Below are 12,239 nucleotides of genomic sequence, written 5' to 3'. Positions count from 1 at the left end.
GGCTATTCAAATTCAATCGGGACGGGGTTGCCGCTTGGCTCGCTTTTTTGAGTCGTATCTTTGATCATATGGACTTCCAGCAAACCGTGACGGTAAGAGGCTCTCGCCTTTCTGGCAATTACGCGTACCGGCAAAGCAATCTCCCGCTCAAACGAATCTCTTCTTTCGGACAGGAGGAATTTTTCCTTTGAAACACCCGAATATCTGCGGGATTGGTTGCCTCTGACCACCAGCCGGTTCGGCTCGACAAACAGTTTCACATCACCGCTTTTCTCAAGTCCCGGTATTTCCAATACGGCAATCAGCTCATTCCGCGTTTGATACAAATCCGTCCGTGGATAGGCTCCACCGTCTGACCAGTTGAACATACTTTGGAGGGGATTTCCTGGCAGTGCATTCGAATCCATCCCCGGTATCCCGGTTAACCCGGTCATTCCAGACAGGTTTCGCAGGTTTTGAAGATTTTGCAAGTTTTGCAGGTCTGCATTCGATCCCATCAGGTTCCGGATGAAATCGTCCCCGAATATTTTCTGCAGTTGCTCCCCCATCTGTCCTAACTGGCGAAGGGCATCCATCGGATTGTTGTTCATCCCGCCCCACCTCCTGTTACTACGTTATGCCTGCCAAAGCCCATTGGTGAAAAGAAAAACCCCTATGTGGAGGCGACCTCAACACGCAATGGGTGTATGCATATACAAATAACAAGAAGGAAGGTGATGACTATTCTTTTCCTTGCAAGACAAGTAAACGCATGGAACTTGCGAATCATCGGAACTTTGCCTCCTGTTCCGTCGTTTATTAAGGAAAGAGACCCGGGTACTTTCCGTTATCTTCAGGGAAGAAAGCGGGTGTTTTCAGATTTTGCGGCTGCCGCCCAAAAGATCGAATTCGCCTTTCTTCGGTCGGGTCCTCTGCTGTATTTTCAGTTAGATGTTGATTTGCGCACAATCTTTGCTCGCACTTTGCACGAAGTCAGGGAACTTAAGGAATTCATTCCCGAACTGATCAGGCGTTTTCCAGGTTTGGAGGTCTATTACAGTCCACTTGCCGGCGTGTTGGAGGAGATCGAACAGGAGATGCTTGTCTTGGCTCCCTGTCTGATCGATGGATATATACCTGTCCCGACCCGGTAAAAGAAAAAGGAGCCTTCCATGTCAATCTTCAACCATCCTTTTTATACATTGCTACCAGCTCCCCCCCTGGGAATTTTGGATCCCTGTCATGCAAAGTGGGTCCAAACCAATCGCCTTGCACTGGAACGCGCCCGAATTTGCGGTTGTTATGGCTGCAACTCGCCTGAATGCCTTGCAGCTCAGGAAAGGTATTTTGAGGCAGCGCGGCAATATGCTTTCTGTTTGGATGATGTGTGGGGCTTGAATGAGTTCTGAATACAGAAAGAACCCTCTCCTCATGTTCCCCGAGAGGGTTCTTCCATAATGGATGCTTCCGGAACCTCCACTCCCACTTCCTGCATTTCACCCGGCCCCAATCCGGGAACAGGGACTAGGGACCATGGGAGTCAGTCCGGGCAGGGGAGAAACTGCGGACGGTGGAACCGGCGCAACCGGTGCTTCTTTAACCTCGGGTGCCTTTGGAACTTCTGTGACTTGGTAGGATTCCGCGTAAGACTGGATCATTCCACTGCTTCCGATCTGAACAATGGAAGCACCGCCAATGGTGTTGATGGACAGACTGCCGATATGGATATGTTGCGTGATTCTCATAAAAAGTCCGCTCCAATGGTTTACAGACCCGCCACGTTTGTGTCTGCAATGTCCTGGTCGTTCACATTGGTCGAACTGACCACATTGTACGTGGAAGGGAAATCGCCCGTATTAAACGATCCCGAACCGGCATAGGTTTTGGCTGCCGACTTCGGGGCGATCACGATTGCATCGCCGATATGCACAACACCGCTGCTGCCCACGCTGATAACTTTCAGGGCGCCCAGGATTGCCGGCATGATGATCCCTCCTTGGGCACATGGTTTCGTTATTACTGTACGTTGGCACACCCGGATTGGTACCCATTTTTCGCCGCCTCCATATGATAAAAGGAAAAAAGAAAGGCAGGTGCCCAAAATGCCGGCAGTAATCGGAGGCATTGAGATCAAGAATCTTGCAGTCGCGGGTCAGTTTCACGTGGGAGATTTGCTTTCCGTCGCCCCCAAGGATTCAACCCTCACATACGGCGGTTCCGGTCTGGCTCTGACAGGCGACTTTGCACGCAGTTTTAACCTTCTAAGCAGTACCAATACAATTGACCCGGATTTGCTGGATGCAAGCACGGACACGGTACTTTAAAGCATGGGCCGCTTCAGAGACCGTCCGAAAAACACCCGGGTTCAAGCAATGAAAGTTACGGCTGTCCAGAATACCGGTATTCTGCAAGTGGGAGACGCACAACATATCAATCCGTTCTTTCGAGAATTTTCCGTAGGAGGATCCAGGGGTGCCGCCAGCTTTGTAACGCTTGCCCGTCATCTGCATTCCAACACAAGACTCAATTACAACAATCAGCTTGACGATCAGTTTGCGGACTTTAACATGAACGAAGATGACGCATTCTACCGGCAATTGATAGGGGAGATTGAAGATGCCGCCTCAGATTAACATGCAAGTTCAAAACGGGGACATCCAAGTCGGATACATCAAGATTAACGCCGTTTCCAACTCTGCTGTTGTGATTCTTGGAGATGCGGAGACCATAACGCCGACCAACATTTCCAGTTCAAGGGGGGTTCTGGGTCCCTTGCTGGCTCCTATTACGACGCCGCCTGGTTCCGGTTCCGTAACGCCAGCAGTGTAACAGCCACTCACACAGGGCATAATAAGTAGAGCCGGTTTCAAACCACCGGCTCTTTCTACTGTCATCCTTATTTTTTAGCAGCCTGCAGCAACCCAGCTGCTCCGCCATCATAGGGAACCAGCAGGATGAAGAGTACAAACATTAGGTATCTATAAGCCAATCGTCCATCCTTGCCAGAATCCCGAAAAATCAACAAATGCGGAGCGCTTTTGTGTATTCCTTCCCGTAGGATAATAGGGAAAAATGCGGAAAGGAGGCACAATTGTGGCAGTTACCTATCAGCAAGCAGTGCAGTTTATGGGCCAACCGGTATGCGCCCATTGCCAAGGCGGGGTAAAGCATTACGGAATTGTACGGAAAGTAACCCGTGATGGGATCTGGTTACAACCGTTGCCTGTCAGGGGAGCGCTGGCAAACGGAAAGGAAAAAGATGCAAAAGTAACCACCGCTGACAAGCCATCCTCCCTGGAACCGGAAAGTGTTTATTGGGGTTGGGGCTGGGCTCCCTGGTTCTTTCTTCCGTTCCTTACCATATTGGCCTTGACACCGTTCCTCTGGTGGTAGCCCTTACCTCGCACTGAAAAAGGGCCTGGAACTGTTGCTCGTTCCAGAGCCCTTGTTAAATGGGGTATAGCGCCGTTTCCTTTGCCAGTTTCAATTTCTCGCGGATCACCCGCTTAACCGATTCCTTGCATGCTGCCAAGTCCGTAGCGTCTACCCGGGTGAACTCTCCTACATATTGGTCCATCGTGTACCTGTAGCGCGGGTCATAATACTTGACCAGCAGAAGTTCTGTCAGATCTTCATAACGTTTCTGTTCCGCCGCATGCATAACTGCTTCCCGGTCATCCGGCGACAATTTCTTTTCGATGGCACTAAGCGCGCCCTTCACTTTTTCATTGAACTCCGGGTCTTCCACAATGTATTGGTCAAGCGTCCTTTTCACCCGAATGTGCAAGGGGGCCTCCAGCAGGATATGCAATCCCTGTTCTTTCGCGGTTATGAGAAAGTCAGGCATGTTCACCCGTCCAATCCGTTTGCTTTCCGCCTCAATGATGATGTACGGGCTCCCCTCCAATTCTTCCAGCCTTTGCAGCAAAAGGGAGTCAAAAGTCCTCTGGTTGCTGGGTTTCTCCCCGATGGACCCAAAGGCCGACCCTTTATGCCCGGCCATCCGTTCCAAATCCAGTACCGGTTCCCCGTCTTCCGTGAGAAGATGCAGCAGTTGTGTCTTCCCCACGCCGGTCATCCCTTGGATGACCACGCATTTGGAATCAAGCCGGTACCGGGCCAATTTTTCCTTGACACTTTCCCGGTAACCGCGGTATCCGCCCTCAAGGCGGCAAACCGGCAACCCCATCAGATCGAGGACGGTGGCCACGCTTTTGCTGCGCATTCCGCCCCGCCAGCAATACACAACCGGTTGCTTGCCGCCAGCCGCTTGCTCCACCGCTTTGACCAATTCGGGAAGCTTGGCCGAGGCAATTCGCAGCCCCAGTTCTTTGGCTCTCTCCGGTCCGACCTGTTTGTAAACCGTTCCCACCCGGGCCCGTTCCTCGTTGTTAAAGATCGGAATGTTGACGGCGCCCGGAATGTGGGACTCCGCATATTCCCCTTCCGAACGGACGTCAATCAGCACGGAATCTCTTCTGTCTTTTATTTCATCAAAACGCACGTCGCGATACATGACACTCATCCTTTAAACAACTCTTCAATATCCACATTATACACGAAAAAACCGGCCTCTACCCTGGCGAAGGCCCGTACACCACAGGCGGGATGTTCATACAATGTGAGTATCCCCCATTGGAGTTGGTGATGATCCAGTTGAAGGAACGTATACTGAAGATCCTGGTATTCCTCTACCTGCTGCTGATGTTTGCCGCCGGTTTTGTCTGGATGGCTTTGCTGCAGGGTGATGTTCTGGACAGCATGTCCATCGGGCCGGTCATTCTCTCCCTGGGCAAAGAGTACCAACTTTACGGTGCTGCGGGCACAATCGGCGGTACGCTGTACGCCCTGCGTTTGTTTTACTGGCATAACATCCGCGGGATTCTCAACATACGCAAGTGGTGGATCTGGTATTTTCTTCGGCCCATCATGAGTGCAGGCACTGCAGTCATGACGGTGATCCTGTTTCAATCGGGAATTCTGCTGATAAACATTGCCGATTCCTTGATGCCCCGAATAGGATTCTCCTTCCTGATCGGGTATGGATTTGGCAAGGTGATGGACAAACTGGACGGGCTGACCGAAGCATTGTTCAATGGAACTGCTGCCAAGCAGTCATCCGAAACCAAGAACCCCGACCGGTCGATTGAACAGATGAAACAACCGTAATTCAAGCGAAATAACGGGCAATCTCCCCAATCACGATCTTCTCCGGATCTTCCGCCGCCTGTTTCTGGCAGGATTCAATGAACTCCCCGAAGGATCCTTCGGGGAGTTCAATTGCCGTTTCCTTGTCTGTGTTGCCGGCTTCCGCACCGTACCGGACTACGAATGTCTCCGGCTCTTGCCCCAGCAGATCCCACGCTTCTTGGGCAAGCGCTACATCAAAGCCGCGTCCCTCGTGGCGAACGCCTATTACAATAAACGGACCTTTTGCGTCCCTTCCGGCCGCCCAGCGCATGGACAAGCCTTTGAATTCCTCCCCAAGCCCCCGCCATTTTTCAATAAAATAGGCAGCTTCGGGGATATGTACAAGCAATCGTTCTTCTTCCAATTGAATGGATTTCGGATGGTAAAGCATACGATCCCTCCCGGCATGTTCCATTATAGAATGCCCTTTTGAATAATGCTATAATTTGGTCAGCAATGTAGAGGTGAGAACATGGCAAAGAAGAAACGGCCTACGGGTGGACAATTCCAACAGGGAGCGGCATCCGGCAACAAGAGTTATTCGGCTGAGGTGCAAGCAAAGGAGAAGCCCGCGACGCTGAAAGATCTGTTGAACCCTGACGTGTTGGCGAAACTGAAAACCCGGCAGGCGGAGATGGAAGCGGAAGAAGCCCGCAAACGGGAGGAAAAGAGACGCCAGGAAGAGGAAGCGCGCAAAGCGGAGCAAAAGCGTTTGGAGAACGATTTCGAATATCTGCTGAACAACAGCAAACAGGACTGGCGGAAGTTTAAGGAGTAACCCGATTCCACCCGGCCACGGGGTTCCCTATTTCCGCCCCGGGAGTGGATAGGTTCTACTATACATAAGAGGTGATGGAGATGGACTGCATTTTCTGCAAGATTGTGAATGGGGAAATTCCTTCCAAGAAAGTGTATGAGGACGAACATGTACTGGCTTTCCACGACATTAATCCGATCGCTCCCGTGCACGTGTTGACAATCCCCAAGAAACACATTTCATCAGTGCTTGATATCAAGGAAGAAGACAAGGAACTGATTGGCCACCTCCACCTGGCGGTACAAAAGGTGGCAAAAGAAATGGGAGTGGATGAGACCGGCTTCCGTTTGATTGCCAATACAGGCAAACACGGGCAGCAAACCGTATTCCACCTGCATTACCATGTGATTGGCGGCCGCCAGTTGGAATGGAAGGCGTAAGGATAAGGAGCTTGGGCGGATGAAACCGGATAAGCTGTTAAGTGAAATGTCGCCTGAAGAGTTGAAATTGGAGATGGAGCGATTAAAACAGCGGGGGCTGGAACTGTTCGAAGCAGGCGACTACGAAGAAGCAATGGTGCTTCGCACCCGTTGGTATTTGGCCGCCTCCTATCTGATGGATCCCAAGACGATTGAAGTGGGCGGCGAATATTTTATCGAAGGGGAGCCGGGAGGCGTCTTTGCCGTGTCCCATCTGGACGGCGTGATGGCCCACGGCACCTTGTCAAACAAGCCCGGCGTCCCCCTGGCTTATCCCATCGCCATGCTGACAAAGGAACCGCCGGTTGAGTGAGATGTTATCGTTTGTTGTTGATTTTGAGATCAAATGGACAGGGACAGTCAAGGCAGAAGTTATGGGGATGGCCCATAGTTGAAAAATAAACGGTGATTTTCAAGGTTATTCCGGAAATTTAAGAGGTGGTTCTCGAAATAATGGTGATTATCAACGTTATTCAAGAGATTTTACCCGGTGGGCGATAGAGAAACCCTTAATAGCGGTGAAAATCACCTTATTTCCAACCACACCCTTGGTTGTTTACCTTTAACTATCCTCCCGTTAAATTAAGAGAGGAGCGAAAATTAACATTATACTTTAACAGGGCTATTTTGAGAAAAACCCAAAAATCCGAACTTCCGTGTCAGCACGCTCTTCTGAGCGACGTACTGGGTGACCTTACCCCTCAAAACCTTTTCACAAACCGGTACCCCGTAACCTCATATCCCATCTCCTTATAGAACTTATGAGCTTCTTCTTCCCTACCAAACCCGCTGACAAGCCAGGTTCCGATACAGCCTTGTTCCCTGGCCAATTGTTCCGCATACTCCATCATGAAACGACCGACACCTTTGCGGCGTGCGCCGGGATCTACTACGACTGCCGAAACTTCCCCGAACCTACTCACTTCCTCCAAGTTCTCGCGAATCCGAAAGCTCATCAATCCCAAGACTGCTCCATCCTCCTCACAAACAAACAATAAATCGAAAGGGCTTTCATCGATAAACCGCAGCCGGTTCTCCATATCCGTAGGAGTTGTTAAATGCCCGGAAAGTTGGCTCATCAATTCAGCCAGCTTTGGCAAGTCCTGTCGTGTCGCCTTTCGTAGCAGCATGGATATGCCCACCCTTCAAGGATTTATCAGCACTCGCAAACAACACTTTCAAACCGTGTTGTTCTTTAGGCCCGATACTTGCCTTCAAGGCAAGTATAATGTATCACCCCTCATAAAATCCCTATTTTTTTCACATACTTGTATTTGTTGGGTTGATTTACAAAAGATTTGGAGGATTCGAATGCAACGGAACAAAGCTTGGCACATCTGCACATTGCTGGTTCTGGCAATTCCGTGCGGAGCATTGGCCAAGGGAACCGGGATCCCCGCCAAAGAGCCGGTTGACATTCTCATCAGCCAAGAAAAGAAAATTCAGCAGGAAGCAAGGAAAGTTCATCAGGAACTTGTTGCCACCATCCACAAAATAAAAGATCTGGAAAAGGACCTGGCTACGGGAAGAAGCAAAATCCACCAGCAGCCGCAGGCCCGCAAGCTGGTAGCCGTCTTTGCCCGAACCTCCGGTGTTGGATACATCCCATTGCTGTCAGTGTCTGACATCCTGCCCGTCTGGTCATGGAAAGACGAAGCTTTCGACGCTTACCAAACCCAAGCGGAGACCCGAGAGCAACTGCTGGAAGAAAAGAACCGCCTGCTGCAGCAAGAACGAGAACTCCGTGAAAGGAGCCGGACCCTGTCGGACCGAATCTCCCGAATGACAGGCAGCCCGAGGAAAGAAGGAGCCCTCGACCATTTGGATCCGGAAAAATTGGCCGGTCTGCTTGCCTGGCCCGTGCCTGCCACCAAAGAAGTTTCTTCCGATTACGGGTGGCGCAAATTAAACGGAGATGTGGAGTTTCACAGCGGCATTGATGTGGCAGCCGATCTGGGAGACCCGATCCACGCGGCAGCCGAAGGGGTCGTACTGTTTGCCGGTCCTGCACAGGGGTTTGGCAATTGGGTGGTCATACGTCATCCGCAGGGGCTTTTGACCATATATGGCCACATGTTCAGAAACGGAATCAATGTCCGCCCCGGACAGAACGTTAAGAAAGGCGATATGATCGCCCGGGTTGGTTCTGCCGGACAGTCCTACGGTCCCCATCTGCATTTTGCAGTAGCCACCGGTCTGAAAAACGGTTCGCCGGAAACGGTCGACCCATGGCATTTCTTGCAACAAGAGTAGGAGGGATGCCCATTGAACACCCCTTACCAATGCCCAGCCTGCAGAAGCAACCGCAGCCGGTTTGCCATCCTGGAGCAGGTACCCCTTTATGTGAAATTGGATCCGGACAGCGGGCAGATCCTGAAGCAATATGCCAATGCATTCGAACTGGAGCCGTTTCATGTTCCCTACCAGGGAACTCCCCGGCGAGTGCATTGCGGCGTTTGCGGATTGATTGATGATGAACAGAAGTTTGTCGCTACTGCCCGAACTCAACCGAGAGTGCCCCAATAGGAGCAAAGAAGGCAGAGGAGTTGGAAACTCCCCTGCCTTTCGTTTTCCTCTTCTGTATTTTGGAAAAAGTAAGTGAGATAAAAAATGTCGTAAGTTGCCGGTAAGTGTCCGGTAAGTCCTGATTAGTATACTCTCCGCGCAAGCAACTTTTGACTTGTGCGAGAAGGGAGAAGAATGAAGGGAAAGATGAGAAGCGTATTCTCCTGTATGTTAACGGCGGTTATCGCATTAACGGGGGGAGTATTGCCGCCGCCAAACGCATTTGCAGCCGGACAGCCGCAAAGTGAGACGGTCGGCGAACATTCAAAAACTGCATTGGAGTTGAACTCGGATGAGAGGATGAGCCCTAATGGAGAGCTTGTCGTTTCCATTCTGCTGGATACCCAATGGCAGGAAGTGGGCAGTTTGTCCTTTGACAAGTATGTAAGAGAACAAGTGATGGATTTGAGCAAGCTTGTCACCGGCGATACTGTCACCGTCCGGCTTCAGAAAAAAGGGGGAGGCGCTTCCCACCTTGACTCGGTTTTTTTGGGGGACAAGCCCCCGATCCTGGTAAATGGCCAAGAAGGCGATTTGCTAAACAAACTCTCAAAGCGGGACTTCGACTTGACAAATGTTCCCGAAGGCGGCATGGAACTGGTTCTCCCAACAAACGGGAACGGGCAGGTTCTGCGCGTATCCGCAAGAATCGAGAGTCTGTCCATCAGCAAAATTCCATTTCAGTTTCCCGTCAGCAATTTGTATAAAAAAATGGGTCCTGGATCTGACTTCTACACTTACCGGTTAAACTCGGAAACAGGCAGTTTGGTGATTGACGGCAACCTTGGTGAAATTGCAGGCCAAAAACCGTTTTTTGCCGAATTTTCCCGTTCCGGCTCCGGCCATCCTTCCGGGATTACCTACGGATGGGTGCGCAACGACACTGAGAACCTTTATGCAGCCATCGATTTTACACCTGACAACACCATGGACGGAGACAAAGACTATGCGAAAGTCTATGTCAACACCGGTTCAGGTCTGAAAGAATTCAAGGTCTCCGTACCCGAAACCCGGTGGGGACAACCCTTCTTTGTTTATACGGACAAGATTGGCTACCAGCACAAAGTCTATGAGTTCAAGATTCCGCTCAAGGAGATCGGAATCGACAGCGTGGATTCCAATACGGAAATTCCTTTAGCGTTTGCAACGTATGGCACCGCATCCCCCGGCAACCACTATCCGGAAATGGCCTTTGCGCCGGATAGCAACAGATTTTTGACAGTATACACCAAAACGAATAACTCCGGAGAGTATGACATCCATGCACAAATGGTGAATGCGGACGGAACCCTATCCGGTTCCGAAATCACAGTAACAAACGCGGTCTATAATCAGGATGAAGCTGCAGTTGCTTATGGCAACCTGAATCAGCGTTTCCTGGTTGTCTGGGAGGATGAACGCGAAACCGATAATTTGTTCGATATCCGCAACCGCATCTATGGGCAACTGATCAATGCGAACGGTACACCTTACGAAGGCAACTTCACTGTTGCCAGCTCCGTTTATGATCAATATCTGCCTGCCGTGGCTTACGACAGCTTCAATCAGCAGTATTTGGTCACATGGACTGACTCAAGGGACAGTTCAAAAGATATTTACGGCAAACTTGTCAATGCGGACGGAACCATGGCCGGGTCGAATTTTGTTGTATCTTCCGCAACCCATGATGAATATGACCCTGGAATCGCTTATGACAGTGTGAACAAACGGTTTTTGATCACGTGGATTGGTTCTCTCACTGATGATAATATTTTTGCCCGGATGTTGAACTTCGACGGCAGCCCTGTCGGATCAAACCTCACTGTTGCTAATTCCGTTTATACGGAAACAAGGCCAAGCGTTGCTTACGACAGTACGAATCGGCGCTATTTGGTAACATGGTCGGATGATCGGGCAACCGGGAGTTGGAACTTTGATATTTACGGACAATATGTGGATTCCAGCAGAAACTTGAACGGCAGCAATTTAAACATATCCGGTAATGAAGGCAACACCGATTCTTCTTCTGTTGCGTTCAACTCCAACACCGGAAAGTTCCTGGTCGCTTACAGCAGATACGACGGCTCCAGCAACTGGGATATCGAGTTTAAACAAGTTCCCGCCGAATCCACTCCGTCTGTTGCCGGATACCATCTCTACGGTGATGTGGCGCTTAACGGAGCGGGCAAAGCAGGCACTACCGTTAGAATCAGTGATTCAAACGGAGTTCTCTATACAGGAACCTATGGGGCGGCTGAAGCAAGCACGTCAGTAGGCAAATACAGGGTTCTGGACAAGACGAATGACGATGCGAGCATCGCCCCTGACAAGGTTCATTATTACTTTGACGTACCGGGCGGAACCTATACGATTACCGCCACCAACGGCAGTCAAACTGCCGCTGTGACTGTCACGACAAACTCACAAACCTCTGAAAACGTAGGATACGGAACCTACTATTTGCAAAATGTAAGTGAGATGACTCTATCCGGAGGTTCAGGCGGAAGCGGTGGTAGCGGCGGAAGTGGTTCGGGCAGTACGCCTCCCGCAACCCCGGAGCCTAAAATCACAACAACCGTAACAAACGGAACCACCACCCTAAGAATTGAAAACGTATCAACAGTCAAGTCTTCCACCACAAAAGACGGATTGACTGCCATAACGGCGGAATTCAATACCGGCCAACTGGTGGAGGCTGTACAATCAATGCCGCAAGGGGCAGTGCTCTCGCTACCGATTTCCGTGCCAAAGGATGCTGGCTTGATCACGACAGAGATCGACGGGGAAGTTATGGCGAACTCGGGAGAAAAGGCGCCACCCTGGATATTTCAACCGGTGATTTCAGCTATTCGTTCCCCGTCCAGGCTGTTGACTTTGCATCCTTAGCGGCTCAACTGGGCGCAGCGCCTGAAGATTTGAAGATCCGATTTGAGATAAAACCGGTTCAGGGCGGCTTTAAACAACAGATAGCGGAGACCGCCAAACAAACGGGACAAGAGCTGTTAGCCGCACCCGTAGACTTTACGCTTGCCGTGGTCGGCAACGGAAACAGCATGGGGATCAACCATTTCGGCAATCATTTTGTAGCCAGATCCATACCTTTGAACACGTCAGACTTCAATTCGGAAGAAGCGGTGCCGCGGTTTTTGAAAACGGCAAATTCCATCCGGTTCCCGGCGAGTTCACCGTCAGCGGCGGCAAAGCATATGCCCGGATTTTCAGCAACACAAACTCGGTTTACACCGTTGTGCAAAACAAGAAGACTTTCAGCGACATAAATGGACACTGGG

Annotated in this window: 19 protein-coding genes; 13 read left to right on the top strand and 6 right to left on the bottom strand. The window is 50.7% G+C overall.

Going from position 1 to position 12,239, the window contains the following annotated elements; all coding sequences use genetic code 11:
- Positions 1 to 2: 2 nt before the first annotated feature.
- The gene (locus EFBL_RS09805; RefSeq protein WP_096181954.1) at positions 3 to 590 is read right to left on the bottom strand and encodes an Hsp20/alpha crystallin family protein; all 588 of its coding nucleotides are present in this window, start codon (positions 588 to 590) and stop codon (positions 3 to 5) included.
- A 126-nt stretch (positions 591 to 716) separates the two neighbouring features.
- Between EFBL_RS09805 and EFBL_RS09800 the strand changes: the two genes are divergently transcribed.
- Complete coding sequence (locus EFBL_RS09800; RefSeq protein WP_096181953.1) at positions 717 to 1,133, top strand: hypothetical protein; 417 nt, start codon at positions 717 to 719, stop codon at positions 1,131 to 1,133.
- Between the two features lie 342 nt (positions 1,134 to 1,475).
- Here the strand turns inward: EFBL_RS09800 and EFBL_RS09790 are convergent, their stop codons facing one another.
- Together EFBL_RS09790 and EFBL_RS09785 are read right to left on the bottom strand one after the other, a co-directional pair.
- The gene (locus EFBL_RS09790) at positions 1,476 to 1,724 is read right to left on the bottom strand and encodes a spore germination protein GerPB (protein ID WP_096181951.1); all 249 of its coding nucleotides are present in this window, start codon (positions 1,722 to 1,724) and stop codon (positions 1,476 to 1,478) included.
- Positions 1,725 to 1,744: 20 nt separating this feature from the next.
- Positions 1,745 to 1,963: a spore germination protein gene (locus tag EFBL_RS09785; RefSeq protein WP_096181950.1), complete on the bottom strand. Its 219-nt coding sequence runs from the start codon at positions 1,961 to 1,963 to the stop codon at positions 1,745 to 1,747.
- A gap of 118 nt (positions 1,964 to 2,081) precedes the next feature.
- Here EFBL_RS09785 and EFBL_RS09780 point away from each other — a divergent pair, with 118 nt between their 5' ends.
- The 4 genes from EFBL_RS09780 (at position 2,082) to EFBL_RS09765 (ending at position 3,372) form a co-directional block, all read left to right on the top strand.
- On the top strand, positions 2,082 to 2,303 hold the full coding sequence (locus EFBL_RS09780) for a spore germination protein (protein ID WP_096181993.1): 222 nt from the start codon (positions 2,082 to 2,084) through the stop codon (positions 2,301 to 2,303).
- A gap of 3 nt (positions 2,304 to 2,306) precedes the next feature.
- Positions 2,307 to 2,612 carry a hypothetical protein gene (locus EFBL_RS09775; RefSeq protein ID WP_096181949.1) on the top strand — a complete coding sequence of 102 codons (306 nt, stop codon included), beginning with the start codon at positions 2,307 to 2,309 and terminating at the stop codon, positions 2,610 to 2,612.
- Entirely contained in the window at positions 2,596 to 2,808 is a 213-nt protein-coding gene (locus tag EFBL_RS09770) for a spore germination protein GerPD (protein ID WP_096181948.1), read from the top strand. The genes EFBL_RS09775 and EFBL_RS09770 overlap by 17 nt, the downstream gene beginning before the upstream one ends.
- A gap of 264 nt (positions 2,809 to 3,072) precedes the next feature.
- Positions 3,073 to 3,372, top strand: coding sequence for a hypothetical protein (locus tag EFBL_RS09765; RefSeq protein ID WP_096181947.1), 300 nt, complete (start codon positions 3,073 to 3,075; stop codon positions 3,370 to 3,372).
- Between the two features lie 55 nt (positions 3,373 to 3,427).
- Here EFBL_RS09765 and mnmH read toward each other — a convergent pair whose 3' ends face one another.
- A complete protein-coding gene (gene mnmH, locus EFBL_RS09760) occupies positions 3,428 to 4,495 on the bottom strand; it encodes a tRNA 2-selenouridine(34) synthase MnmH (RefSeq protein WP_096181946.1) in 1,068 nt (355 codons plus the stop codon).
- A gap of 131 nt (positions 4,496 to 4,626) precedes the next feature.
- Here mnmH and EFBL_RS09755 point away from each other — a divergent pair, with 131 nt between their 5' ends.
- Complete coding sequence (locus EFBL_RS09755; protein WP_096181945.1) at positions 4,627 to 5,148, top strand: hypothetical protein; 522 nt, start codon at positions 4,627 to 4,629, stop codon at positions 5,146 to 5,148.
- Position 5,149: 1 nt separating this feature from the next.
- Here EFBL_RS09755 and EFBL_RS09750 read toward each other — a convergent pair whose 3' ends face one another.
- Positions 5,150 to 5,560: a hypothetical protein gene (locus tag EFBL_RS09750; RefSeq protein WP_096181944.1), complete on the bottom strand. Its 411-nt coding sequence runs from the start codon at positions 5,558 to 5,560 to the stop codon at positions 5,150 to 5,152.
- An 81-nt stretch (positions 5,561 to 5,641) separates the two neighbouring features.
- Here EFBL_RS09750 and EFBL_RS09745 point away from each other — a divergent pair, with 81 nt between their 5' ends.
- From EFBL_RS09745 to EFBL_RS09735, 3 genes are all read left to right on the top strand, one after another.
- Entirely contained in the window at positions 5,642 to 5,947 is a 306-nt protein-coding gene (locus tag EFBL_RS09745; RefSeq protein ID WP_096181943.1) for a YqkE family protein, read from the top strand.
- Positions 5,948 to 6,027: 80 nt separating this feature from the next.
- The gene (locus EFBL_RS09740; protein WP_096181942.1) at positions 6,028 to 6,366 is read left to right on the top strand and encodes a histidine triad nucleotide-binding protein; all 339 of its coding nucleotides are present in this window, start codon (positions 6,028 to 6,030) and stop codon (positions 6,364 to 6,366) included.
- Positions 6,367 to 6,385: 19 nt separating this feature from the next.
- On the top strand, positions 6,386 to 6,718 hold the full coding sequence (locus EFBL_RS09735) for a DUF1811 family protein (protein ID WP_096181941.1): 333 nt from the start codon (positions 6,386 to 6,388) through the stop codon (positions 6,716 to 6,718).
- A 388-nt stretch (positions 6,719 to 7,106) separates the two neighbouring features.
- On the opposite strand, the gene EFBL_RS09730 is transcribed toward EFBL_RS09735, so the two are convergent.
- Entirely contained in the window at positions 7,107 to 7,541 is a 435-nt protein-coding gene (locus EFBL_RS09730; protein WP_269432691.1) for a GNAT family N-acetyltransferase, read from the bottom strand.
- A 175-nt stretch (positions 7,542 to 7,716) separates the two neighbouring features.
- Here EFBL_RS09730 and EFBL_RS09725 point away from each other — a divergent pair, with 175 nt between their 5' ends.
- The 4 genes from EFBL_RS09725 (at position 7,717) to EFBL_RS09710 (ending at position 12,227) form a co-directional block, all read left to right on the top strand.
- Positions 7,717 to 8,658, top strand: a complete 942-nt coding sequence (locus tag EFBL_RS09725; protein WP_165912648.1) for a M23 family metallopeptidase — start codon at positions 7,717 to 7,719, stop codon at positions 8,656 to 8,658.
- A 12-nt stretch (positions 8,659 to 8,670) separates the two neighbouring features.
- Positions 8,671 to 8,931, top strand: a complete 261-nt coding sequence (locus EFBL_RS09720) for a DNA alkylation repair protein (RefSeq protein WP_096181938.1) — start codon at positions 8,671 to 8,673, stop codon at positions 8,929 to 8,931.
- Positions 8,932 to 9,105: 174 nt separating this feature from the next.
- Entirely contained in the window at positions 9,106 to 11,835 is a 2,730-nt protein-coding gene (locus tag EFBL_RS09715; RefSeq protein ID WP_096181937.1) for a flagellar hook assembly protein FlgD, read from the top strand.
- Positions 11,836 to 11,864: 29 nt separating this feature from the next.
- A complete protein-coding gene (locus tag EFBL_RS09710) occupies positions 11,865 to 12,227 on the top strand; it encodes a hypothetical protein (RefSeq protein WP_096181936.1) in 363 nt (120 codons plus the stop codon).
- The last annotated feature ends 12 nt before the right edge of the window (positions 12,228 to 12,239 follow it).

This window comes from Effusibacillus lacus, from assembly GCF_002335525.1.
Lineage (GTDB): Bacteria > Bacillota > Bacilli > Tumebacillales > Effusibacillaceae > Effusibacillus > Effusibacillus lacus.
This window is presented reverse-complemented; position numbering and strand designations above follow the sequence as displayed.